Here is a 23,218-nt window from a genome sequence, read left to right as displayed (position 1 = left end):
CGGTTGCGCCGCGTCGATGCGATCGACTTCCGCCGGCGGGCACGCCGCCGGCGGATCAGAAGGTCCAGACGACGGAGCCGACCCAACGCGCCTGCGACGGCAACGTCGCGATGAACTCCTGGCCGAGGTAGGCGTACGACCAGGCCACCGAGTCGGTCCAGATGCGACTCGCGTAGAGATAGACATCGCCGATGCCGTAACTTGCGCCGATGCTGCCGTAGCGATAGCTGCGCTCGCCGCGGCCTCCCGGCCGTGCGATGCCGAGGCCGACGTCGAGCGACAGCCGGTCGACGAGCGCGCGGTGGAACGTGGTCTCGGCCCACGCGGTTCGATGCGTCTTCCCGGAGCCGCCGAAGTACATGTCGGTCGCGTTGGGCGACCAGGCGATCGTCGCGCGCCACGAGCCGCGGTAGCCGAGCACGGCGTTGACCTCGTCGTAGCGCAGCCCGTCCTCGCGGCCGTGGCGGAAGGCGTCGTAGTGGACGATGCCGAGCTTCGCGCTCCAGTCGTCGTCGATCTGCCAGCGTCGATCGAGGTAGGCGCCGAGCTGCGCATTGCGCGAACGGCCTGCAAGATGGACCGAGGCGAACCCGGCGCCGGCGACCCAGCCGTCGCCGAAGGAGCAGTGGGCGTCCGCGAGCGCGGACGGGCGACCATCGGTCAGGCTGATGCCGCGATAGACGTTGTCGGAGGAGAAGCCCACGGCGCCGCCGCACGCAGGTGACGCGTGCGCGCCGGCATGCGCGTCGAGCAGGACCGCGCCCACCGCGACCAGGCACGCGCGGGCCACGAACGCATTCGATTTTCGGCGAAAGTGCCGCAAGCGCTGTCACTCCCGGGCAGTGGCGGCCTGCGATCCAACCCTCCGATCGCGTCCGTGGTCCATCGGCGGCCGCCACCATTGCACCTGGACGGCTCGTGGCGCAACCTTTTGGCACGCAGCGGGTACCCACGATCGAGTACGGCCACCGGCGGAGCCTGGATCGCGTGGAACAGACAAGGACAGACGACGACCCTGCCTCGGGTTCCGCGACGGAGCTCGATTGGCTGCGCGCGATCGCGCGCCAGGATCGCGCCGCGTTCGAGCAGCTGTATCGGCGCTACCACGGCCTGCTTTCGCGTTTCCTCTCGCGCTTCACCGCCCGCCGCGACGTCATCGAGGAGATGGTCAACGAGACGCTCTGGGTCGTCTGGCGCACCGCGGGCAGCTTCCGCGGCGAGTCGAAGGTGCGGACGTGGATCATCGGCATCGCCTACCGCTGTCTCATGAAGCATCTGCGCGATCACCCGCTCGAGCCGACGTACGGCGCCGGCGAGCGCGACCAGGAGGCGCTGCACGATCCGGCGCCCGACGAGTCCGACGCGCGCCAGGCCGAATTGCGCGACTGGTTGCGGCACGGCCTCGCGCTGCTCCCCGACGAGCAACGCATGACGATCGAGCTCGCGTACTTCCTCGGCCAGTCGTGCGAGGAAATCGCCGCGATCATGAACTGCGCGGTCGGCACGGTGAAGGCGCGCATGTTCCATGCGCGCCTGCGCCTGCGCAACACCCTGCCCGCACTCGGCGGCGACGCTCCACTCCCCTCCCATATCGCACGGGCTTGACCATGCCGTCTCCACAGCATCGCCGGACCTGGGACCTCATCCCGTGGCTCATCAACGGCACCGCCTCCGCTGCCGACCGCTCGCTCGCGGAAGCACACCTTGCCGCGTGCACGGACTGCCGCGACGAATACGCGTTCCAGTCGCGCGTGCATGCGGGACTCGACGTCGACACCCGCGTCGTCGGCGAGGTGCGGCCCGCGTTCGATCGGCTTCTCGCACGCATCGACGCCGAACAGGCGATCGACGCCGGCCCCGCGCGACCGCGGCACCTGCTGCGCGCACTCGCCGCCACGGTCGCGATCCAGGCGATCGGACTCGTCGCGCTCGCGACGTGGGCGATCGAGCGCCATCGCGCCGACGATGCACCCGCCTACCGTACGCTGAGCGCTCCCGAAACGCTGCCCGCGCGCGCGAGCCTTCGCTTCGTTCCGTCGCCCGAACTCAGCGTCGGCCAACTGCAGCGTCTGCTCGGTGAGCGGGGCCTGCGCATCGTCGGCACGAACGACGGCGGCACCATCTACACGCTCGCGCCGGTCGCGCCGGGGCGCGCCGATCCGGACGTCGTCGCACGGTTGCGCGCGGCGCCGGGAGTGCTGCTCGTCGAACCGATCGCGAATGCCTCGGACAGGTGACCGCACGATGCGCGCGCGCACCCGCGGTTCGATCCATGCGCTGCGATGCGCGGTCGTCGCGTTCGCGTGCGGGAGTGCGCTCGCGCCGGCGCCGGTGCGCGCGATCGAACAGCCGGACGCGGACGTCGCCGCCGCGCCGCGCATGATCGTCGTCGCGATCGCCGACAGGGCCGACCCCGCGGCACAGGCCGCCGGGACCCCGCGCGGTTACGCGGGCCTGCCCGATTACGCGGGCGGCAGCGAACGGACGCGCGCGCTCGCGCGTCGCATCGCGAGCGACTACTCGCTGCGCGAAGTGTCCGCGTGGACGATCCAGGCGCTTCGCCTGCGCTGCATGCTCTACGAACTCCCGGCAGGCATCGATCGCGACGACACGCTCGCGCGCCTGCACCGCGACCGGCGCGTGAGCCTGGCGCAGCCGCTGCAGGAATTCCGCACCTACGCGCAGTCGGGCGACGCAGCGGCCCCGATGGGGCCGGCCACAGCCCCCGAGGGCCACGACGCGTCCGGTTACAACGATCCGTATGTCGGCTTGCAGCAGGGATTCTCCCGTATCGGCGCCGCCGCCGCACAGCGTTGGGCGAGCGGCGCGCGGGTCGAGGTCGCGGTCGTCGACGCCGGCATCGACGCGTCGCACCCGGACCTCGCCGGCCGCATCGTCGCGCAGCGCGACTTCACGACCGCAGCGACCGCGCCCGCCGCGCGCGACCGCCATGGCACCGAAGTCGCCGGCGTGATCGCCGCGGTCGCGAACAACGGGGTCGGCATCGTCGGGGTCGCGCCGGCCACGCGTATCCGCGCGCTGCGCGCATGCTGGCCCGTGCAAGCGGACGGCGGCGCCGCGCGCTGCGATACGTTCACGCTCGCGCAGGCACTCGCCGACGCGATCGCCTCCGGCGCCCGCGTGATCAACCTCAGCCTCGGCGGCCCGTCCGACCCGCTGCTCGAACAGCTGCTCGCGAATGCGGTGGAGCGCGGCGTCATCGTCGTGGGCGCGGTCCCTCCGGACGGGAACACGGACGGCTTCCCGGTCGACGTCGCGGGGGTGATCGGCGTGCGCAGCAGTGATGCGCCCGCGACGACGCGGCCGACGCTCGCCGCGCCCGGGCGCGACATCCTCACGCTCGAGCCCGGCGGGCACTACGACTACGCATCCGGCAGCTCGCTCGCGACCGCGCACGTGACCGGCGCGATCGCGTTGCTGCTCGAACTGGACCCGCGACTCGACGCGAAGGCGCTGTTCGCCTTGCTCGACCGCACGAGCCACCGTCCGGACGCGTCGATCGACGCGTGCGCGGCGGCACGCACGCTCGCGCGCACGAACGAAGTCTGCGACCCCACCATCGTGGCGACGAGGCCTGCCCATGCGAGGCACTGACGCGCTTCGACCCGTGCTCGCGTTCCTGCTCGGGTGCGCGATGCTCGCACCGGTGCTGGCGCAGCAGACCCGCGAGGAACTGTCCAGATCGCTGCCGTCGACGGGCCTGGCCGGCAGCGACGTGCAGCCCGGCACGGCCATGACGGGCGTCGCACCGGGGTTCGCGAAGGCACGCGTCGCGGACAATCCCGCTGCCCACGAGGCGACTGCGGTCGGCGAACGTACCTGCATCGCCTGCCATCAGCTCGAGAGCGAGCACTTCACGCACACCTTCCACGCACTCGGCCTGCACGCCGCGAACAAGGCCGATGCGTCGATCCCCGTCTGCGAGACCTGCCATGGCCCGGGATCGGCGCACGCGAAGGATCCGGGCGCGAAGGGCCTCATCATCGGCTACACGAAGGATTCGGGCACGTCGATCGAGACGCAGGCGAAGACGTGCCTCGCCTGCCACGAGGGCGGCGCACGCGACCACTGGCTCGGGTCCGTCCATCAGCGCAACGGGCTCTCCTGCAGCGACTGCCACAACCCGATGGCGAAGTTCTCGGCCGAAGGCCTGATGGCGAAGGCGTCGATCAACGATACCTGCGCCCAATGCCATCGCGACGTGCGACTGCAGTTCGACCGGCGCTCGCACATGCCGTTGCCCGAAGGCCAGATGAGCTGCGACGACTGCCACAACCCGCACGGCTCGATCACCTCTCCGCTGCTCAAGACGAACACCGTCAACGAGACGTGCTACCAGTGCCACGCCGACAAGCGCGGCCCGTTCCTGTTCGAGCACGCGCCCGTTCGCGAAAGCTGCCTCAACTGCCATACGCCGCACGGGTCCAACCAGCAGACGTTGCTGGTGACGCCGCTGCCGTTCCTGTGCCAGCAATGCCATTCGGGCCTGCGCCATCCGAACGACCTGCACACGCCCGGTTCGCTCGGCAACGGTGCGCATCCGGACGAACGCGCGATGGGGCGCGCATGCGTGACATGCCACGCGAACATCCACGGCTCGAACGCGCCGTCGGGTCCGAAGTTCCACGAATAGGCCGGAGGAACGATGTCCACGTCTCGCCTGTTCCGCCGGCTGCCGCTCGCCGTCGCGATCGCGGCCGTCGCGGCCAACGCACACGCCGACAGCGGCGTCGGCGTCGATACCTGGCGCGCGAACGAACTCGACCCGAATGCGGGGGCGACCATCGGCGGGTGCGACGATCGCGGCACGAGCTGGCTGGAAGCCGGCGTACACCGCAGCCCGACCGGCCACCTTTACGCGTGCCCGCCGCCGTCGCCTGCAGTCACCCCGCACGGGAACTGGCAAACGTCCGGCGTGCTCAGCATCGGCGCCGTCGCGACGGGCGGCGACGACGACAACGCGCTGTGGAACCGCTACGCCGACTGGGACAGCGGCATCGTCCTCGCGCTGCTCGCGTTCGATGCCGAACGCCCCGTCGACGGCAGCTACGCGAGCGTGCGCGCGAGCCGCGTCAGCGACGACGACGAGTACTACCAGGCCGTGTTCGGGCGCGCCGGCAGCTACAAGGTGCAGGCATTCCTGCGCACCATGCCGAACCTCGTCACGAATACGGCGAAGCCGATCTGGAACGGCGTCGGTACCGATCGCCTGACGCTGCCCGCGGGTTACGTCGCCGGCGCGAGTTCGCCCGCCGCGATCTCGGCGCTGTCGGCCGCGACCCCCGCGCGCACGCTCGGGGTCACGCGCGAGAAGCAGGGACTCGGCTTCAGCGTCTTCCTCACGCCGCAATGGACCGCCTACGCGAACGCGACCGACGAACGGCGCCACGGCGCCCGGCCGTTCGGCGGCCCGTTCTTCTTCAACTTCCCGTTCCCCGACGACGGCGGCGTGCTCGAGACGGTCAAGCCGATCGACGATTCGACGATCAACCTCGACGGCGGCTTCCGTTATGCGGGCAACGTCTGGCGCATGGATTTCGGCTACAGCGGCTCGTTCTACCGCGACCGCTACACGCATTACACCTACGCGATGCCGTTCGCGCTGAGTCCGCTCGTCGCCGGTGCGGTATCGGCGCCGCTGACGACCGGCCAGTTCGCGACCGAGCCCGACAACGACTACCACAACCTCAAGGCCGCGTTCACGCGCAAGCTGCCGCTCAACGGCGAACTCTCGCTCACCGCCTCCGGCGGCCGCATGACGCAGGACGACACGCTGATCGCCCCGATCGCATGCGAGGGCGTGTTCGGCATCGGCCTCGGCGGCAGCCTGCAGACCGGTCCGCAGAACCCGTTCCTGTACGACTGTGCGAACTGGAACACGCCGGCGGCGCTGTCGCGGCGCACCGCCGACATGCGCATCGACACGAGCCTGCTCGACGCGCGCATGGTGCTGCAGCCGGGCGCCGATCTCACCGTGCGTGGCGGCGTGCGCCACGAGCGCGAGGACTATCGCAGCGTCTATCTCGCCTACAACCCGCTCACCGGCCAGTACGGCTACGTCAGCGAGAACGGTGCGCAAGGCAGCGTCGTGCCCGGCGAGTCGGGCATCTGGGACGCGTCCGACCCGTCCGCGATCACGCGCGTGCGCAGCCTGCCGCTCGACATGCAGACGACCGAGGCGAACGTCGGTGCCGACTGGAGGGCCGGCGCGCACGACACGCTCGGCGCCACGCTCGCGTTCAGCCGCTACGAACCGACGCACCGCGAACGCCGCAGCGTCGACGACCGCAGCGTGAAACTGACCTGGACGAACCGCGCGCTCGACTGGCTGACCTTGCGCGCGAACTACACCTGGCTGCGCCAGGATGGCGACCGCTACGACTACGATCCGTACGATTTCACCTACTCGATCGACCTGCCCGGCTTCATCGCTCCGCCGAACGGCGTGCCTGCCCACACCGTCGATGCGCTGCGCAAGTACGACGTCGCGAGCCGCAGCGAGAACAAGCTCGACCTCATGGCGACCTTCATGCCTCGCGAGGACATGACGATCACGGCTTCGCTCCGTGGCGACGACAACGACTACGACGCCGTGCTCGGCCGTCGCGGCTACGACACGCTCGGGGCGACCGTGCAATGGGAATGGCAGCCCGCGCCCGGCAGCAATGCGAGCATCTACTACGCCTACGACCGCTCCCGGCTCCGCCTGGCCAACATCAATGAGATCCTCGACAGCGGCTCGGACCCGCGCCTCGGCGGCGGCACCTACCCCGACATCGGCCGCTGGTGGGCCGACGACACGCAACGCAACCACACCGCGGGCGCCATGATCGGGCATGCGTTCGGCCGCGTGCGAGTCGACGCGAGCTGGAACTACCTGTACGCGCGCGGCATGACCGCCTACCGCTTCGCATCGCCGCTCGCGCTCGCCTGGGCAGACACCGTGAGCGGCGACGGCCCAGGCTCGGGGGCGTTCCCGCCGATGACCTGGCGGGTCCATTCGCTCGGCATCGGCGTGCGCGTACCGCTGCATGAGCGGATCGCGCTGCGCGTATTCGACAGGTACGAGCGCGGCCGCATCAGCGACTGGCATTACCTGGGTTTCGGCGCGACCCGCACATTCGATCACCGCGTGTACACCGACGGCGGACCCGAGGGCTACGACGCCCATCTCGTCGGCATCCTGCTCGACATCCGCCTGTGACGGAGACGGACATGACCGCGATCGAAACCCTGCGCCGGATCCTGTTCGCGGCCATGCTGGCCGGCTGCCCGCTCGCCTGCGCGAGCGGAGACGTCATCGACCTGCGTTCGGTCGGGCGCGTGCACGGCGATGCGACCGCGGGCAAGGCGAAGGCGACCGTCTGCAGCGCCTGCCACGGCCCGGCGGGCGTCGCGCTCGTGCCGACGTTCCCGAACCTCGCCGGCCAGAACGCCCAGTACGTCTATTGGCGCCTGGTCGCGTTCAAGCGCGGGGTCGATCCCGATTCGCCGATGACCGCGCAGGCGGCGAGCCTCGACGACGTCGCGATGCGCGACCTCGCGGCCTATTTCGCGAGCCTGCCGCCCGCGGCCGGGCATGCGACGGACGACGCCACGATGGCGGGCGCGACGATCTACCGCGACGGCGATCCCGCGCGTGGCATACCTCCGTGCCAGGGTTGTCACGGCTCCGATGCGCGCGGCCGCACCGACGTCGATCGCAACGGGCACGCGCGCCTCTATCCCGCGCTGCGTGGCCAGCACGCGCCGTACGTCGCGAACCGACTGGCCGACCTCGCCCGCGACGCCGCGCCACGCACGAGCACGCAGCACGTGATGGCTCCGATCGCGCGCACCCTCGATGCCGCGTCCGCCGACGCGATCGGCCGCTGGCTCGAAGCCGGCGCGCCGTGAGCGCGACCGCGGGCCGGCGCCACGGCGGTCCCGCGCGCAGCACCGCGACACCCGTCCATCGTCCACTCACTGAAGGAGTTGCCCCCATGCGCACCGCATTCTCGTCGCTCGTCCTGGCCGTCCTCGCCACCGCCGCAGGTCCGGCATGCGCGATGGACCATACGATCCACGTCGGTGGCGCCGGCCTCGTGTTCACGCCGTCGAACATCGAAGCGCTGGTCGGCGATACGGTCACGTTCGTCAACGACGGTGGCTTCCACAACGTCGCGTCCGACGCGGGCTCGCCGCTTTCGTTCCGCTGCGCGAACGGATGCGACGGCAGCGGCGGCAACGGCAATGTCAGCAACGCCTCGTGGAATGCGACGATCACGATTACCGCTGCCGCCGCGCACGGCTCGATCGGGTTCCATTGCGAAGCCCACGAAGCGTCGGGCATGGTCGGCTCGATCAGCGTCACGAACCCGGTCGACCTGCAGTCGTTCTCGATCGACTGAGCGGGGCGCCGCGACGCGAGCGGCGGGCGCGATCGGGCGCACGAGGGAGGGCGATCACGCGCGGTTTCGTGGCCTGCGCCGTCCGCGCCGCGGACCCGCTTCCAATCCCGCGAAAATCCCTTTACAATTCCGCGCTTTCCGCGTTCAGAAACCGTTGCGAGGCGTTCCCATGAAAGTGCTGTCGTCCCTCAAGTCCGCCAAGGCGCGCCATCGCGACTGCAAGGTCGTGCGTCGTCGTGGCAAGGTGTTCGTGATCTGCAAGAGCAACCCGCGTTTCAAGGCGCGTCAGCGCTGAGCGGAGCGTCGCTCCCGGATTCGAGGAAAAGGGCCGCTCTGCGGCCCTTTTTCATTGCGCGACACGTGCCGCGCACGCATCTGCCGGGGCGGTCATGGAACCGCCGGCAGGGTTCTGCTAAAAAGGCGGCTGCGGGTGTGGACCTGAGGCAGTTCCTCCTTTTCCGACAAGGATTTGAGCCATGTTTGTAAAGCTTGTTCTCGCAACGGCGACCGGCCTGGCAGCGGCAGCCCTGGTCACCCCGGCCGCGCACGCCGACACCCTCGACACCAAGGCCGCGAAGCGCCACGACCGTGCGATGACCCACGCGGGCGGCAACGTTCCCGCGCGCGGGATGACGATGGGCCAGGTCGAGAAGCGTTTCGGGGCACCGGTGGAGAAGCTCGCCCCGGCGGGCGGCGATACGCCGCGCCACCCGACGATCAACCGCTGGCGCTACGACGGCTACACCGTCTACTTCGAGCGTAACCGCGTGCTCCACAGCGTCGTCGACGAGGCGCCGCCGGCGCCGAAGTCCTGATCGATGGATTCGCGTTGGCGCCTGCCTGCCGAGTGGGAACCGCAGGCCGGCGTGATCATCGCGTGGCCGCACGCGGACACCGACTGGGGCCCGCGCCTCGCGCGTGTTGAACGCGCCTACGTCGGTCTCGCCGCAGCGATCGCACGTTTCGAGCCGCTCGTCGTCTGCGTCGCCGACGCGAAGGTGCGCGAGCGCGCGCGCGCGTTGCTCGTCGAAGCCGGCGTCGCGCGCGACCGGCTGCGGTTCGTCGACGTCGAGTACGACGATACCTGGCTGCGCGACTCGGGCCCGCTCACGCTGGCGGGCGCCGACGGCTTCCAGCTGCTCGACTTCCGCTTCACGGGCTGGGGCGGCAAGTACGAAGGTGGTCGCGACGACCGCCTCGTCGAAACCTTGCGCGAACGCGGGCTGTTCGGTGCGGCCCGCCATCGACGCATCGACTGGGCGCTCGAAGGCGGCGCGATCGAAGTCGACGGCAAGGGCAGCCTGCTGACGACCTGGCGCTGCCTGCACCAGCGTCACCCGCACATGAGCCGCGACGAGATGGACGCGCGCCTGCGCGACGCATTCGCGGTCGAGCGCGTGCTATGGCTCGAACACGGCTACCTCGAGGGAGACGACACCGACGCGCACGTCGACACGCTCGCGCGCTTCGCGCCCGGCGACGCGATCGTGCTGCAGGCCTGCGACGACCCGGCCGATCCGCATCATGCCGAACTCGCGCGCATGCACGAGGAGATCGCCGCGCTGCGAACGCCCGACGGCGCGCCGTATCGCCTGCACGCGCTGCCGTGGGCGCGCGCGATCGTCGACGAAGGCCGGCGCCTCGCGGCGTCGTACGCGAATTACCTCGTCGTCGACGGCGGCGTCGTCGTGCCCGCGTACGGCGATCCGTCCGATGCGGCGGCTGCGCGCGTGATCGCCGCCGCCCACCCCGGTCGCGACGTCGTCGCGATCGACGCGCGCGAGCTGATCTGGCAGAACGGCAGCGTGCATTGCCTCACGATGCAACTGCCCGCAGGCGTGCTCGTGGCCTGAGGGCGCCTCAGGCGTTGGCCTGGTCCGGCGAGATCGGCGCGACGAGTTCGAGCCGGTAAGTGCCTCGACCGGCCTGTTTGGCCTCGTAGAGCATCGCATCGGCGCGCGCGACGAGCTGCGAAGGCGGCAGCGGGCACGCCTGGCACGCGGCCACGCCGATGCTCGTGCCGATCGCGAGGGTCAGGCCCTCGCTGCGCAGTTCGAACGGACGCGACATTGCCATCACGAGCTTGGTCGCGATCGTGCGCACGCGCTTGACGTCGGGGATGCCTTCCATCACGACGATGAACTCGTCGCCGCCGAGGCGCGCCACCGCGTCCGAGGCACGCACGTTCTCGCCGAGCCGGGTCGCGAACGCACGGATCAGCGCGTCGCCGACCGCGTGGCCGTGCGTGTCGTTGACCTGCTTGAAGCGATCGACGTCGAGGTAGAACACCGACAACAGCCATTCCTTCTCGCGCGAGCGCGCGATCGCCGCTTCGAGCCGTTCGTGGAACCCGGCGCGGTTCATGAGGCCGGTCAGCGGATCGATCCGCGCGAGGTGGATCAGGCGCCGCTCCTCGCGCTTCTTCGAGGTGATGTCCTGCACCATCGCGTGCACGCCGATCACGCTGCCGTCCTTCTCGGCCGTCTCCGGGATGAACGTGATCTCGACGCACTGGTAGTCGTCGCCGTCGCCCTCCTCGTCCTCGAACGTGACGCGCTCGCCGGCGAGCGCGCGGCCGAGATAGGGTTCCCGTCGCGCGAAACGCGCCTCCCCGAGCACGCTGCGCACGTCTTCGCCGACGATCGTGTCGGCGTCGGCCGCATACGCGCGACGGAACGCCTGGTTCGCGAACACGAAGCGCAGCTGCGCGTCCACGTAGGCGATCTTCACCGGCAAGGTGTCGGCGACCGTGCGCAGGCGCTGCTCGCTGAGCTGCAGCGCCTGCTCGACCGCGCGCATCGCGGTGATGTCCTGCGCGTAGCCCATCACGTACGCAGAACCGTCGGCGTCGGTGTAAAGGCGGTTGCGGTACTGCCAGACGAGTTCGGCGCCGTCGCGGTTCTGCACGCGCAGCAAGCCCGCGTCCTCGCCTGCGCGGGCGATGCGCTGCTGGTACTGGTCGATGAGGAACCGCAGGTGCGGCGGCGCGAGGTCGCGCAGCGGCGTGCCGAGCAGCTCGGCGACGCTGCGGCCGAGCGCGCTCGCCGCGGCCGGATTCACCGACAACAGGGTGCCGTCGAGCTCGTGGATCCAGATGAAGCCCGTGCTGTGCTGGAAGAAGTCGCGGAAGCGCCGCTCGCTCGCCTCGAGCGCGCGCATCGCGCGCCGCTCGGCGGTCACATCGCGCGCGCGCAGCAGCAGCACCTCGCGCCCGGAGAGGACGGTGCGCTCGGCGAAGCACTCCACTTCGAGCTCGCGGCCGTCGCGCGTGCGGTGCCGGCCTAACGCGGTGCGCCCCGCGGGCGGCAGGTCGGGGCCGGTACTGCCGTCGCGAGGACGCAGATCGGGCACGCTGAGATCGCCGAACTCCGCCTCCGAATAGCCGTAGGTTTCCACCGCCGCCCGGTTCGCGCCGATGAATCGCAGCGTGTTCGGGTCGCAGATCCAGACCGGATGCGCGTCGAGGTCGAACACGGTCCTGAGGCCGAGGCTCTGCGTGCGCTGCTCGCGCTCGCGCAGCACCCCTTGCACGGCGAGGCGCAGCGCATACTGCAGCACGAGCGGCTGCAGCCCGGGCAACTCGAGCGCGTCGTTCGCGCCGCGCGCGGTCGCGAGCTCGCACAGCGTGCGGTCCTGCCGCCCGACCAGCGCGACCATCGCGACATCGGGCGCGCGCGCGCGCAACTTGGCCACCGATTCGAGCTGGCGCGCGCCGGCAACGTAGAGAACGATGGCGTCGAACGACTTGTGCACGAGGCGTGCGACCGCCTCGTGCGTCCCGGGGCAGCTCGTGATCGCGACGCCGGCATCGGCGAGCAGCGCGCGCAGGCCCGCTTCGTCGGCGCTGCCGACGACGACGAGGACCTCGAGTGCGGCATCCGCCCCGCGTTGTGCGTTCATGCCGCCTTCCTACACTGCCGCGACCTCTTCCACAACTGGCGCACCGCCCCCATGCTCGTTCCCCCGTCCGCGATCCGCGCTAACATCCCCGGTTTGGATCACCGTCCCGAGATCATGCCCACGAAAATCCTCAAGGTCGCCCTGCTGCAGGAGACCGATCGCGGCAGCCGCGAGGCGAACCTCGACGCGATCGAGGCCGGCCTGCGCGAGGCCGCCGCGGGCGGTGCGCGCCTGGTCCTGCTGCAGGAGCTGCACAACGGGCCCTACTTCTGCCAGCACGAGCACGTCGGCGAATTCGATCGCGCCGAAGCGATCCCGGGCCCGAGCACCGAGCGCATCGGCGGACTCGCCGAGGAGCTCGGTCTCGTCGTCGTCGCGTCGCTATTCGAACGCCGTGCCGCCGGCCTCTACCACAATACGGCCGTGGTGTTCGATTGCGCCCGCGCGATCGCCGGCCGGTACCGCAAGATGCACATTCCGGACGATCCGGCATTCTACGAGAAGTTCTACTTCACGCCGGGCGACCTCGGCTTCGAGCCGATATCGACCTCGGTCGGGCGGCTCGGCGTGCTCGTCTGCTGGGACCAGTGGTATCCGGAGGGCGCGCGCCTGATGGCGCTCGCGGGCGCCGATCTCCTGCTCTACCCGACCGCGATCGGCTGGGACCCGGCCGACGCGCAGGACGAGAAGGACCGCCAGCGCGATGCGTGGATCACCGTGCAGCGCGGCCATGCGGTCGCCAACGGCCTTCCCCTGCTCGCCTGCAATCGCACGGGCTTCGAGCCCGCGCCGGATGGCGCGCGCGGGATCGACTTCTGGGGTTCGAGCTTCGTCGCCGGACCGCAGGGCGAGTTCCTCGCGCGGGCGCGCAGCGAAGGTCGCGAGCTGCTGTTCGCCGACATCGATCTCGCGCGCAGCGAGCACGTGCGGCGCATCTGGCCGTTCCTGCGCGACCGCCGCATCGACGCCTATGCCGATCTGACGCGACGGTATCGCGATTGAACGCCGACGCCGCGGGCCATGAGCCGATGAACACCCACCCCACCGACGCCCTCGCCGGGCAACCCGTGGCCCGCGTGCGCCGTGGCGACGTCGAGTACGTGCTGCTCGGCACCGCGCACGTGTCGCGCGTGAGCGCCGACGCGGTGCGCGAGATCCTGCAGCGCGAAGCCTTCGACGCCGTCGCGGTCGAACTGTGCGAGCCGCGCTACCAGTCGATACGCGACCCCGAGGCGTTCCGCCGCCTCGACCTGTTCCAGGTGATTCGCCAGGGCAAGGTCGGGCTCGTCGCGGCGAACCTCGCCTTGTCGGCGTTCCAGCGCCGGCTTGCCGAGCAGTTCGGCATCGAGCCCGGCGCCGAAATGAAGGCCGCGATCGACGGCGCCGACGAACGCGGGCTGCCGATCTGGCTCGTCGATCGCGAAATCGGCGTCACGCTCAAGCGCGCCTACCACAGCGTCGGCTTCCTCGACCGCCTGTCGATCGTCGGAGGGCTCGGCGCGAGCGTGCTCACGCGCGAGGACGTCAGCGAGGACGAGATCGAGAAGCTCAAGCGCGGCGACCTGCTCGGCAGCATGTTCAGCGAGTTCGCGCGCGAGTCGCCGCCGCTCTACGACGCATTGATCGGCGAGCGCGACCGTTACATGACCGCACGTTTGCGCGAGCAGGCCGCTTCGGGCGAGGCGCGTCGCGTGCTCGTCGTGATCGGCGCCGGCCACCTCGCCGGCATCCAGCGCGAGCTGTCGAACCAGACCGAGATGCCGCGCCCGCTGGTCGAGAAGCTGTCGCAGGTGCCGCCGCCCTCGCGCTGGCCTAAGTGGCTCGCGTTCGGCGTGTTCGTGGTGATCGCCGGCGCGATCGGCTTCGCATTCACGCGCGGCGCGCGCGCGGGTACCGACGCGCTGCTCGCCTGGACGCTGTTCACGGGCGGCGCCGCCGCGCTCGGCGCGATCGTCGCCGCGGCCCACCCGCTCAGCGTGATCGCGGCATTCATCGCCGCGCCGCTCAAGCCGTTCCGGCCCGGCGTGCCCGCGTCGGCCTTCAGCGCCGGCGTCGAGGCGTGGCTGCGCAAACCGCGCGTCGCCGACTTCGACAGCCTGCGCGACGATGTCGCGCACTGGACCGGCTGGTGGAAGAATCGCATCGCGCGCACGCTGCTGAACTTCATGTTCGTCACGCTCGGCACCATCGTCGGCGAGTATGTCGCCGGCTTCCACATCATCACGAACCTCCTGTGATCCACGCCCGATGAAATTGCCCGCATTCCTCAGCAAGCCGCGCTGGCAGTCCAAGGATCCCGCGCAGCGGCGCAGCGCGGTCGCGCACGACCATGACGCCGACCTCGTCGCAAGCCTCGGTCGCCTCGCGCGCGAGGATGCCGATGCCGGCGTGCGCATTGCCGCCGCGAAGCGCCTGGCCGATCCCGGGATCGCGCAGGGGCTCTCGCGCGACGATGCCGACGCCGGCGTGCGCAGCGAGGCGCGCACGCTCTGGCTGGACCTGCTCACGGGCAGCCACGCAGCCGCTCCGCCACTGGCGGAGCGCCTGCGCCTGCTCAAGGCACAGGAGGACCCCGAGCTCGCGGAGCGGATCGCCTCGCACGCGCGCGAACCCGAACTGCGGCGCGCGGCCCTCGATCAGGTCACGCGACCGGCGCTGCTGCTCGAACGCGCGCTCGCCGACCGCGATGCCGCGATCCGCCTTTCCCTCGTCGATCGCCTCTCCGACGAAGCCATGCTCGAGCGGCTCGCCGAACGCGCGCGCAAGTCCGACAAACAGGTGAGCCGTCGCGCGCGCGAGCGCATCGAGGCGCTGCGCATGGAGCGCGGCGACGAAGCCATGCTCGAGCGGCGCGTGCGCCAGCTGTGCGAGCGCGCCGAACAGCTGCTGCGCGTGCCCGACCACGCCGACGCCGAGCGCGAGCTGGTCGAGCAGTGGGCTACGATCGAACCGGCCGCGACGCCGCTGTTGCGGCAGCGCTTCCAGGCCGCGCGTGCGCTGCTCGCGGCGAGTCGCGAACCGGCGACGTCGCGCGAGCGCGCGACCGCGACCGTGAACGAGGCAAGCGCACCGGCCACCACAGCGACGCACGCGGCAACGACGGACGCGACGACGACCGCGCCGACGGAGGCGCCGGTCGGAGCCGGAGCGGCCGAGGCGACCGACGCCGATGCGGTGGTCGCACCACTGATCGCCCAGGCGCGCTTCGCGGCTTCGCTCGATGAAGCGCAAGCCGCGCGCCGGCAGCAGGCCGAACAGCAGCGCGCGCTGCTCGGCGAACTCGAAGCAGCCTTGCGCGACTGCTCGGCGGCGCTCGACGCCGGCCAAAGCGCGTCGGCGCATGCGGCGAAGGCTCGCACCGACGAGGTCCGCCGGCGCATCGAGGCGCCGCTCCCGAAGGCGCTCGCGACGCAGTTCGCCGCGATCGAGGCGCGCTACGGCGAACTGAGCCGCTGGCAGCGGTGGGCCGACAACCAGCACCGCCAGCAACTGTGCGAAGCGATCGAGGCGTTGCCCGGCAGCGGACTGCATCCGGACGCAGTCGCCAGCAAGGTGCGCGAGGCGCAAGCCGCATGGAGCCGACTCGATGCGCTCGAAGGCGGCAGCGCGCGCGCAGGCGACCTCGCACGCCGTTTCCATGCGGGCTGTCGCGCCGCGCTCGCGCCCGCGCAAGGCTACTTCAAGAAGCGCCACGAATTGCGCGAGTCGCAGGCCGTCGCCATTCGTGGCGTGCTCGATCGCGTCGCCGCGCTGGCGGACGACGGCGACGCTCCGGCCACGGTCGCGACTCTGCGGCGCGAGACGATCGATGCGCTGCGTGCGCTCGATCGCGTCGAGCCGCGCGAACGCAAGGCGCTCGCACAGGCGCTCAAGTCGGCGCTGGCCGCACTCGACGCTCGCATCGAGCGTCGCGATGCCGACGTCGAGCGCACGAAGGCGGCGCTCGTCGCGGAAGCCGAGGCGCTCGCGGACGCATTGCCGCGCGGCGCGGTCGCCGCCGCGCGCGAACTGCAGCAACGCTGGCAACGCGCCGGCCAGGGTCGTCGCGCACGCGACCAGGCCCAGTGGACCGCGTTCCGCGCGGCGATCGATCGCGTGTTCGGCAAGCTCGACGCCGAGCGCAGCGAGCGCGACGCCCGCGACCTCGATGCGCGGCGGCAGGCGGAAGACATCTGCGTCGAGCTGGAAGCGCTCGCTGCCGCCGGCGCGCCACCCGATCGCGGCGCGATCGGTCGCCTGCAGGCGGCATGGGACGCGTTGCGCCCGCGCGACGAGGCGCTGGCGCAACGGCATGCCCAGGCACGCGAGCGGCTACGCGAGCTGGCGCAGCGCGAGGATCGCGCCCGGCGTCACGCTCGCTTCCGTGCATGGCTCGACAATTATCGCGCCTGCCGTGCGCTCGAGACGGCGACGATCTCCGCCGACACCGCCCGCGATCGCTGGCAGCCCGTCCCGCCCGCCGACGTCGCGGCGCAGGCGCTGCAAGCGCGCTTCGATGCGGCGCAGTCCGGCGCGCCGCCGCGAGGCGACGCCGATCTCGATGAACAGCTTCGCGACACGCTGGTCGAACTCGAGCTGCTCGCCGGCCTCGAATCGCCGGCCCACGACCTCGAGCGCCGCCGCGCCGTGCAGATCGGCCGCCTGTCCGCGCGCATGGGCGGGGGCCCCACGATCGGGCCCGCGGAAGAACTCGCGCGGCTGCTGCAGCGCTGGAGCGATGGCGGCGCACCGGGCGACGCCAGCCTCGATGCGCGCTTCGAGCGTGCCGTGGTCGCGGCGGTGGACCTGTTGCCGTGAGCGGATGCTGCGCTGCGTGAAGCACGGCGACGACGCGCGTGCTAGATAGCGGCTTGGCCACGAGGCGCGGGTTCCACCGATGATGCAGCACGCCGATGCGGACGCGAATGCGGACGCCGTACGCAACGCGGATGCACGCTACACGCTCGCGGACATCCCGCCGAACGTGCTCGTGCACCTCACGGAGCTCGCCAAGGCGCGTGGGATCGCCTGCGATCGCTGGTTCGCCGGTCTCGGTCTCGGCGTCGCACAATTGACCGATCCCGCGCTGCGCGTGTCGTACCGCCAGGCGAGCATCGTCATCCGGCGCGCGCTCAAGGCACTCGACGAGCCCGCGCTCGGATTGCGCGTCGGCTGCAACGAAACCGTCGGCAGCTTCGGCCTGCTCGGCCTCGCGATGATGACCGCACGGACGTTCGGCGACGCGATGCGCGTGGGCATCGAACATCATCGCGTGTGCGGCAGCCTGCTCGACGTCACGTTCGAAGCGATCGACGAGCGCGAAGTCGCGCTCGCGGCCTGGCCGCGCTTCCGCGATCCCGACCTGCTGCCGTTCCTCTGCGAGGAGCTGTTCGCGAGTTCGTTCGCGGTCGCGCGCGGCCTGGTCGGTCCGTCGTTCGCCGTGCAGCGACTCGAGCTGGCGTATCCGGCGCCCGCGTACCGCGGCGACTATGCGTCGTTCTTCGGCTGCGAACTGCGCTTCGGCGCGAACGGCAACCGGGCCATCATCGACACGCGCTGGCTCTCGCATCCGCTCGCGAGCCACAACCCCCTCACGGCGACGCAGGCGCTGCTGCTGTGCCGCCAGCAGCTCGCCAATGCGGGCACGCACGGCGACGAGCTCGTCACCTCGGTCGAGCACCTGCTGCGCAACCGCCTGCGCGAGCATCCACGACTGCCGGACGTCGCCCGCACCCTGAACCTCAGCGAACGCTCGTTACGCCGACGCCTCGCCGACCGTGGCTGCGTCTTCCGCGAGATCCACGACCGCGTGCGGGCCGAGCGCGCGCTCGACCTGCTGCAACGCGGCCCCCTCAGCGTCGCGGAGATCGGCAACGAGCTCGGCTTCAGCGATCCGCGCGAGTTCCGTCGCGCGTTCAAGCGCTGGACCGGCATGCCACCGCAAGCGGCGCGCCAGGCGATCGCCTAGCCACGCACGGGTTGGCCGATTCACCCCCCATTGGCGGAAAATCCCCCCCTCGCGGATCGCGACGAGTTCACCGAGAGTGCGGCAATACGCCGCGGCATGGACGTTCCAGCCGCCGCACCCCGGGGATTCCAAGGGAGCCGACGTCATGCGCCTCAGCCTTGCCACGATCATGGTCGCGGCCGCCCTCTGCGGCTGCAGCGAAACCGCGCCGCCGCCCGCGCAGAGCGGCGCTGATGCCGCCTTCCAGAGCGACCTGCAACAGAGGCTCCTCGACGCCAGGCCGGGCAGCGTGATCGAGATCCCCGCCGGCCACTACGCGATGACCCGCGGTCTAAGCCTGCGCAGCAACGGCGTGACGATCCGCGGCGCCGGCATGGACAGGACCGTGCTCTCGTTCAGGGGCCAGGTGGTCGGTCCCGAGGGACTGCTCGTCAATGCGAGCGACTTCACGATCGAGAACCTCGCACTCGAAGACACCAAGGGCGATGCGCTGAAGATCAACGAAGGCTCGAACATCACGATCCGCGGGGTGCGCGTCGAATGGACCGGCGGCCCGAAGACGACCAATGGCGCCTACGGCCTCTACCCGGTCAAGACCAGCAACGTGCTCATCGAGGACTCGGTGGTCATCGGCGCATCCGACGCGGGCATCTACGTCGGCCAGTCGAAGACGATCGTGGTGCGGCGCAACCGCGCCGAGCGCAACGTCGCCGGCATCGAGATCGAGAACTCGGTCGACGCGGACGTCTACGAGAACACCGCGACGCAGAACACCGGCGGCATCCTCGTGTTCAACATGCCGAACCTGTCGCAGGCCGGGCGCAACGCGCGCGTGTTCAAGAACAGGGTGTTCGACAACAACACGGGCAACTTCGCCGCGAAGGGCGCCGCGGTCGCGAGCGTGCCCGCCGGGTCCGGCGTGATCGTCAACTCGAACGATCGCGTCGAGATCTTCGACAACGACATCGCCGACCACCGGACCGCGAACGTGATCGTGTCGAGCTACTTCTCGACCAACTATTACAACAAGACGGGCGTCGACCCGAACTACAACCCGTACCCGAAGGGCATCTTCATCTACGACAACCGCTTCAAGGGCGGTGGCGACTCGCCCGACGGCATGGACCTCAAGATCCTCAAGAGCGCGGTCTATGGCGTGACCGGTCATTTCCCCGACATCGTCTGGGACGGCTACGTCGACACCAAGGCGCTCGTCGACGGCCTGCCGCCCCCGGCCGACCGCATCTGCGTGCAGAACGGCGACGTCGGCGTGCTCAATGCGGACGGCCCCGGCAGCTACAAGAACCCGAGCACCGACACGAAGCCGTACCGGTGCACGCTCGAGAAGCTGCCGCCGGTCGCCCTCCCGGGCAAGGCATGATCGGCCGCGGCTTCGCGAAGGCTTCGTCGCTCGCGCGCGCGATCGTCGTCGCGGCGGCGCTGCTCGCCCTCGGCGCATGCCACCGCGCGCCGCCACCGGTCGCCTTCCATGCCGACGGCCGACCGCAACGGCTCAGCGACTGGCATGTGCTCGACGTCGCCGGGAAGCGCCTCGTACCGAACGACGGCGTCGTGCCGTACGATCTCAACACGCCACTATTCACCGACTACGCGCACAAGCTGCGCACGATCTGGATGCCCAAGGGTACGTCGGCGAACTACTCGGCCACCGACGCATTCGACTTTCCGGTCGGCACGATCATCAGCAAGACGTTCTACTACCCGCTGCCCGACGGCGCCGCGAGGTCGGCGGTCGCCGTCGCGCGCACCTACGACGCGGCACACGACTACGGCCCCTCCGGCGTCGACCTCGATCACGTGCGACTCGTCGAGACGCGCCTGCTCGTGCGTCGCGAGGACGGCTGGGTCGCATTCCCCTACGTGTGGAACGCGGCGCAGACCGACGCGAACCTCGCGCGCACGGGCGACGTCATCCCGCTCGAACTCGTCGACGCCGGCGGCGCGCGCGAGGCGTTCAACTACGTCGTACCCGACGAGGGTCAGTGCGCGAGCTGCCACGCGCGCGACTGGATCACGCGCGAGATCGGCCCTATCGGGCCGAAGGCGCGCCACCTCAACCGCGATTTCCGTTACGCCGACGGCGTACGCAACCAGCTCGCCGAACTCGCCCGCGTCGGCTATCTCGCCGGCGCGCCCGCGCCCGCGGCGGCGCCGCGCAACGCGGTCTGGAGCGACGCCGCGCAGCCGCTCGACGCCCGTGCACGCGCCTACCTCGACATCAATTGCGGCCACTGCCACAACGCGAGGGGCGCCGCGAACACGACCGCGTTGAGCCTCGACATCGCCACGCCGGATGATCGCCATCTCGGCATCTGCAAGCCGCCGGTCGCGGCCGGTCGCGGCACCGGCGACCACTTCTTCGACATCGTGCCCGGCAAGCCGGGCGACTCGATCCTGCCGTTCCGCATGGAGTCGGTCGAGCCCGGCGTGATGATGCCCGAACTCGGCCGCAGCACCGTCCATCGCGAAGGGCTGGAGCTGATCCGTACGTGGATCGCCGCACGACAGGGGTCGTGCAGCGGCACGGGCTGATACGAATGACGCGACGGGCGCACGCCCGCAACCAGCAAGGGGAACCCATCCATGATCATCCGCAAACGCGCGCTCGCGCTGTGCCTCGCCCGTGCGCTGTCGGGCCTCGCCGCGGTCGCCGTGCCAACGGCCTTCGCCGCCGACGACGCGCAGGAGCCGGGCCCGACGGACGGCGCGCCGTCCGACGAGACCCGGCGCCTCGACGTGATCACGGTCACGGCGCAGAGTCGCGTGCAGGAAATGCAGGAAGTGCCGATCCCGCTGCAGATCGTCACCGCGAAGCAGATCGACACGCTCGCGGCGACCGACCTCAGCCGCATGAGCCTGTTCGTACCAGGCCTCGTCGTCAACGGCGAACAGCCGACCCAGCCGAACTACCAGATCCGCGGCATCGCCACCGACGACTTCGGCGTCGGCACCGAATCGGCGGTGGGCGTCTACATCGACGGCGTCTACGCAGCGCGCTCCGGCGGCGCCCTGCTCGCGTTCAACGACGTCAAGCGCATCGAAGTGCTCAAGGGACCGCAGGGCACGCTGTTCGGACGCAACGCCGCCGCCGGCGCGATCTCGATCGTCACGAACGAGCCGTCGAACACGTTCGAGGACCGCGCCCGCGTGCGCGTGGGCAACTACGGCCGCCAGTACATCGACGGCCTGCTCAACCTGCCGCTGCGCGACGACATGGCGCTGCGCTTCAGCGTCGTCGACAACCAGAGTGAAGGCTGGATCCGCGACGCGGCGAATGCGACGCGCTATGGCGGCGACGACGACTGGGGCACGCGCGCGGCCTGGCGCTGGAACGCGACCGACGACACGCGCGTGCTGCTGTCGTGGGACCATGAGAAGTTGAACCAGTTGCCGAAGCCCGCGATCGGCCTGGTCCCGCTCGCCGACGACACCTACCAGCGCCCGCCCTTCCCCGCCGACCCGTCGACGTTCCTCGATCCGCTGCATGCGCCCCTCTACAACGACACGGTCGATCCGCGCGAGTCGCGCCGCTTCGACGGCGCGACGTTGTCGATCGACCACGAGTTCGGATGGGCGAGCTTCACCTCGACCACCGCCTGGCGCGACTTCGACACGCTCAACCGCGGCGACTACGACGGCACCAACCACATCGTGAGCTATCTCTCGACGTCGAACATCGAGTCGAACAGCAGCTGGTACCAGGAGTTCAAGTTCGCCGGCAACACGTCGCTGATGGACTGGGTCGCCGGCGCGAGCTACTACAACGAGCATGCGCATCAGACGAGCCGGACCGACATCTTCACCGATGGCATCGACACGCTCGCGCTGAACCTGTCGCCGGCGCCGACGCCGGACGGCACCCTCTACGCCTACCTGAGCCAGGTGCTCGCGTTGAACGGTTTCCCGAACACGCTGCTCGGCGAACCGTGGCGCGAACAGATCTCCAACAACGGCCGCTTCAAGGCCTTCGCCGCCTACGGCGACGTGATCTGGCATCTCGGCTCGAACTGGAACCTCACCACCGGCGTGCGCTTCACGCGCGACGAGAAGACGTTTTCGTGGTTCAACGCGCCGCGCCAGGCGCCCGGCCTGGACGCGACGCTCGCGCAGTTGCAGGCGGCCGGCGTGCTCGACCTCATCGGCATCCCGATCGAGACGTTCCAGCAGAACCTCGTCTTCACCGACGCGGTCGGCGTGCCGGTGACGTTCAAGGACAGCTGGAACGACACCAGCCCGCGCGTCGTCCTCGACTACCGCTTCACGCCGGACGTGATGGCCTACGCGTCCGCGACCAAGGGCTACAAGGCGGGCGGGTACAACAGCGTGCAGGTCGCTTCGCGCTTCGAACCCGAAAAGGTGTGGAACTACGAAGCGGGCGTGAAGAGCACGTTCCCCGAGTACGGCCTGCTGCTCAACGCGTCGATCTACCATTACGATTACGACAACCGCCAGTCGCTCACGCTCGATCCGAACACGGCCGGCTCAGGCGTGCCGCGCTACCTCGTCAGCAGCAGCAACCAGAAGGCGGACGGCCTCGAGGTCGAGGCACAGTGGGCGCCGACCGACGACCTCCGCCTCACGTTCACGAGTGCGTACATCGACTCGACCTACGGCCACGCGATCGCGCCGTCCGGGGTGGATCTCGGCGGCGAACCGACCGGCGAGCCGCGCTGGTCGATGTCGGCGGGCTTCGCCTACACCTGGCGCGCGGTCCTGGGCGGCAACGTCGAGTTCGACCTCTCGCACGCGTGGCGCGGCAAGTCGCGTTGCAACGCCGATTCCGTGCTGCAGGGTACCTGCGAGGTCAGTCCGAACTTCAGCGTCGGCAGCGCGCAGCAGCGTACCGATGCGCGCATCGGCTGGACCTCCGACAATTCGCGCTTCGGTGTGGCATTCTTCGTCAACAACCTGTTCGACAAGCGCTACGTGACCGGCGTCA

Annotated in this window: 19 protein-coding genes; 17 read left to right on the top strand and 2 right to left on the bottom strand. The window is 70.3% G+C overall.

What is annotated here, in order from left to right:
• Positions 1-55 precede the first annotated feature (55 nt).
• The gene (locus VI238_RS00135) at positions 56-790 is read right to left on the bottom strand and encodes a hypothetical protein (protein WP_331647240.1); all 735 of its coding nucleotides are present in this window, start codon (positions 788-790) and stop codon (positions 56-58) included.
• A gap of 197 nt (positions 791-987) precedes the next feature.
• Here VI238_RS00135 and VI238_RS00130 point away from each other — a divergent pair, with 197 nt between their 5' ends.
• The 10 genes from VI238_RS00130 to VI238_RS00085 all read left to right on the top strand — a co-directional run bounded on the left by VI238_RS00130 (position 988) and on the right by VI238_RS00085 (position 10,264).
• Complete coding sequence (locus VI238_RS00130; RefSeq protein WP_331647238.1) at positions 988-1,605, top strand: RNA polymerase sigma factor; 618 nt, start codon at positions 988-990, stop codon at positions 1,603-1,605.
• A gap of 2 nt (positions 1,606-1,607) precedes the next feature.
• Entirely contained in the window at positions 1,608-2,237 is a 630-nt protein-coding gene (locus VI238_RS00125) for a zf-HC2 domain-containing protein (protein ID WP_331647236.1), read from the top strand.
• A 7-nt stretch (positions 2,238-2,244) separates the two neighbouring features.
• Entirely contained in the window at positions 2,245-3,615 is a 1,371-nt protein-coding gene (locus tag VI238_RS00120; RefSeq protein ID WP_331647234.1) for a S8 family peptidase, read from the top strand.
• Positions 3,602-4,654 (top strand): DmsE family decaheme c-type cytochrome, encoded by a 1,053-nt coding sequence (locus tag VI238_RS00115; protein WP_331647232.1) that lies wholly within the window; start codon positions 3,602-3,604, stop codon positions 4,652-4,654. The genes VI238_RS00120 and VI238_RS00115 overlap by 14 nt, the downstream gene beginning before the upstream one ends.
• 12 nt (positions 4,655-4,666) lie before the next feature.
• Positions 4,667-7,225: an MtrB/PioB family outer membrane beta-barrel protein gene (locus tag VI238_RS00110; RefSeq protein WP_331647230.1), complete on the top strand. Its 2,559-nt coding sequence runs from the start codon at positions 4,667-4,669 to the stop codon at positions 7,223-7,225.
• An 11-nt stretch (positions 7,226-7,236) separates the two neighbouring features.
• The gene (locus tag VI238_RS00105) at positions 7,237-7,917 is read left to right on the top strand and encodes a c-type cytochrome (protein ID WP_331647228.1); all 681 of its coding nucleotides are present in this window, start codon (positions 7,237-7,239) and stop codon (positions 7,915-7,917) included.
• Positions 7,918-8,003: 86 nt separating this feature from the next.
• Entirely contained in the window at positions 8,004-8,411 is a 408-nt protein-coding gene (locus tag VI238_RS00100; RefSeq protein WP_331647226.1) for a cupredoxin domain-containing protein, read from the top strand.
• Positions 8,412-8,580: 169 nt separating this feature from the next.
• Complete coding sequence (gene ykgO / locus VI238_RS00095) at positions 8,581-8,706, top strand: type B 50S ribosomal protein L36 (RefSeq protein WP_010342887.1); 126 nt, start codon at positions 8,581-8,583, stop codon at positions 8,704-8,706.
• A 181-nt stretch (positions 8,707-8,887) separates the two neighbouring features.
• Entirely contained in the window at positions 8,888-9,226 is a 339-nt protein-coding gene (locus VI238_RS00090; protein ID WP_331647223.1) for a hypothetical protein, read from the top strand.
• A 3-nt stretch (positions 9,227-9,229) separates the two neighbouring features.
• Positions 9,230-10,264 (top strand): agmatine deiminase family protein, encoded by a 1,035-nt coding sequence (locus VI238_RS00085; RefSeq protein ID WP_331647221.1) that lies wholly within the window; start codon positions 9,230-9,232, stop codon positions 10,262-10,264.
• A 7-nt stretch (positions 10,265-10,271) separates the two neighbouring features.
• Here VI238_RS00085 and VI238_RS00080 read toward each other — a convergent pair whose 3' ends face one another.
• Complete coding sequence (locus tag VI238_RS00080; protein WP_331647219.1) at positions 10,272-12,311, bottom strand: sensor domain-containing protein; 2,040 nt, start codon at positions 12,309-12,311, stop codon at positions 10,272-10,274.
• Positions 12,312-12,425: 114 nt separating this feature from the next.
• Here VI238_RS00080 and VI238_RS00075 point away from each other — a divergent pair, with 114 nt between their 5' ends.
• From VI238_RS00075 to VI238_RS00045, 7 genes are all read left to right on the top strand, one after another.
• Complete coding sequence (locus VI238_RS00075; RefSeq protein WP_331647217.1) at positions 12,426-13,313, top strand: carbon-nitrogen hydrolase; 888 nt, start codon at positions 12,426-12,428, stop codon at positions 13,311-13,313.
• 26 nt (positions 13,314-13,339) lie between these two features.
• On the top strand, positions 13,340-14,548 hold the full coding sequence (locus tag VI238_RS00070; protein WP_331647215.1) for a TraB/GumN family protein: 1,209 nt from the start codon (positions 13,340-13,342) through the stop codon (positions 14,546-14,548).
• Positions 14,549-14,558: 10 nt separating this feature from the next.
• Complete coding sequence (locus VI238_RS00065) at positions 14,559-17,108, top strand: DUF349 domain-containing protein (protein WP_331647213.1); 2,550 nt, start codon at positions 14,559-14,561, stop codon at positions 17,106-17,108.
• A gap of 79 nt (positions 17,109-17,187) precedes the next feature.
• Positions 17,188-18,258, top strand: a complete 1,071-nt coding sequence (locus VI238_RS00060) for an AraC family transcriptional regulator (RefSeq protein ID WP_331647211.1) — start codon at positions 17,188-17,190, stop codon at positions 18,256-18,258.
• A 145-nt stretch (positions 18,259-18,403) separates the two neighbouring features.
• Positions 18,404-19,639, top strand: coding sequence for a parallel beta-helix domain-containing protein (locus VI238_RS00055; RefSeq protein WP_331647209.1), 1,236 nt, complete (start codon positions 18,404-18,406; stop codon positions 19,637-19,639).
• On the top strand, positions 19,636-20,811 hold the full coding sequence (locus VI238_RS00050; RefSeq protein ID WP_331647207.1) for an SO2930 family diheme c-type cytochrome: 1,176 nt from the start codon (positions 19,636-19,638) through the stop codon (positions 20,809-20,811). The genes VI238_RS00055 and VI238_RS00050 overlap by 4 nt, the downstream gene beginning before the upstream one ends.
• A gap of 51 nt (positions 20,812-20,862) precedes the next feature.
• Positions 20,863-23,218, top strand: a 2,356-nt coding sequence (locus tag VI238_RS00045) for a TonB-dependent receptor (protein WP_331647205.1), incomplete at its 3' end; no start/stop codon positions are given.

Source organism: Dokdonella sp., assembly GCF_036518555.1.
Taxonomy (GTDB): Bacteria; Pseudomonadota; Gammaproteobacteria; order Xanthomonadales; family Rhodanobacteraceae; genus Dokdonella_A.
This window is presented reverse-complemented; position numbering and strand designations above follow the sequence as displayed.